This window comes from Promicromonospora kroppenstedtii DSM 19349 (genome assembly GCF_000515355.1).
Taxonomy (GTDB): domain Bacteria; phylum Actinomycetota; class Actinomycetes; order Actinomycetales; family Cellulomonadaceae; genus Promicromonospora; species Promicromonospora kroppenstedtii.
Genome location: NZ_KI911742.1, coordinates 58021 through 59902 on the forward strand (window position 1 = coordinate 58021; position 1882 = coordinate 59902).

Annotated in this window: 2 protein-coding genes; both read right to left on the bottom strand. The window is 72.2% G+C overall.

All coding sequences use genetic code 11. The features are described 5' to 3' along the window. On the bottom strand, window positions 1–1294 hold a 1294-nt coding region (locus tag PROKR_RS36045), incomplete at its 3' end, for a hypothetical protein (protein WP_036968570.1). A gap of 67 nt (window positions 1295–1361) precedes the next feature. Next, window positions 1362–1882, bottom strand: a 521-nt coding sequence (locus PROKR_RS36050; RefSeq protein WP_036968573.1) for an acyltransferase, incomplete at its 5' end; no start/stop codon positions are given.

Sequence of the window (1882 nt, forward strand, 5' to 3'; positions counted from 1 at the left end):
GGTTGCCGGCCACGGGGGTGGCGTCGTCGTCGAGCTCGCGGACGGCGAGGCCGCGCTCGACCAGCACCTCGACGGTCGCCGCGATGAGCGCGGCGGCGAGCGCCAGGGCGAGCGCGAGGCCTGCGGCGGCCTCGAAGGGGCTGAACGCGATCCACGCGTTGGTCTCGACAGGGCCGGTCACGGTGCGCACGAGCCAGCCGACGGCATGGGGAGCCCGCATCACCACGAGGTAGCCCAGGCAGAAGACGAGCATGGGTCCGAGACCACCGTGCACGATCATCTTCATCCCGTTCCACAGGGCGGAGAAGCGGGCGCGCAGGTCCTCGGTGAGCGACTCCAGGAGCGAGCGGAGCCCGGCCGGCAGCCAGGTCATGCGGTCGAGCCACCGGTGCTCGGCCGACGGCGGCTCCATCAGCTTGTGTCCCAGCACCACGGCGCCGATGGCGAGCCAGGCCAGGGGCGCGACGAGAACGACGTCGAGCGACTCGAGGACCGTCACGAAGCCGTCGGCGACGAAGGACGCGGCGTCGTTCCCTGCCTCGCCCACGCTCTCCTGGGCGGCGCCCACGGTGCCGACGGCGGCCGCGACGAGCTCCCGGTCGCTCGCGGTGTTCCACAGCAGCCTCTCGATCGTCTCGATCTGGCCGGCGGCCTGGCTGGTCCAGTAGATCTCGAGACAGCCGCCGAGCACCGCGATCCCGAGGAACTGGACCTTGCCCTCCAGGCGGCCGAGCAACCAGCGCAGCACGAACGCGCCGGCCACGATGGCCACGAGCGTCCAGCCGGACCAGACGCCGACCCGGGCGGCGAAGTCGACCCCCTGGGTGCTGAAGGTGTCGTTGAACAGCTCGTCGGCCGCGGCCTCGTTGGTGAACCGCATCCGGTCGGCGTCCATGAGGCCCTCGACCTCGTAGACCACCAGGAACGGCACCAGCACGGACAGGGCGATGTCGATGAGGCGCCGCTCGCGCCGCTCCGAGGGCATCATCGGGGCGCGCCGGGTGGGCAGCATGCCGGGGACAGCCGCCCGCGCGGCTCGCTCCCGGCGGCTGAGGTCCGATCCGCCCAGGCTCGGCAGGCTGTTCCGGCAGACCCACAACATGCCGATGACCGGCGCGAGGTAGCCCAGCGGGCTCAGGATCAGCAGGAGCTGCGCCACGAACGAGTTCCACTGGCTCAGCTCGACCGCGCCCCACATCGCGCCGTTGCGGACGGCGACGCCGAGCAGGCCGAGCGTCAGGAGCGCGGGCCAGTGCGCCACGAACAGGCGACCGGCGGAGACCAGGATCCTCATGGCGACACATAGTGGCCTAAAGCGGGCAGGGCGCGCCAAGCCATGTCATCCCGGCGTCGGGTCGGGGTTAATCGAGGGTCGCGAACGACTCCTCGACCAGGTCGGTGTAGGCCTCGACGCCGTCGAGGTTCGGGTGCGTGGCGTCGGCGTGCAGCAGGCCGGGGTGGCGGTCCACTAGCGCGTGCCAGTCGGCGACCGCGACGTTCGCGCGGCCCGCGGCGATCGTGTCGAGCGTCGTGTTGGCGTCCGGCACCCAGTAGCTGATCCCCACGCTGTTGACGAGCACCACGCGGCGGTCGGGGCCGATCAGGTCGAGCACGTGCCGGGCGGCGTCGGCCGAGCCGTCGAGCTGGAAGCCCGAGTTGGTGCCGAAGTTGAGCAGCACCGTCTCGCGCAGCCGGCCCTCGCGCTTCGCGATCTTGACCATGCGCTCGGCGTCGAGCCAGTCGGTGCTGACCACGCCCTGCACCTGGGCCCTCGGATAGCGCGCGAGGATCGCGGGCGTGGCCGCCGCCAGCACGGAGTCACCGAAGGCGGAGACCTCGGCGCCCTCCCGCGCGCCGAAGGGCAGGTGCTCCGAGGCCGGGC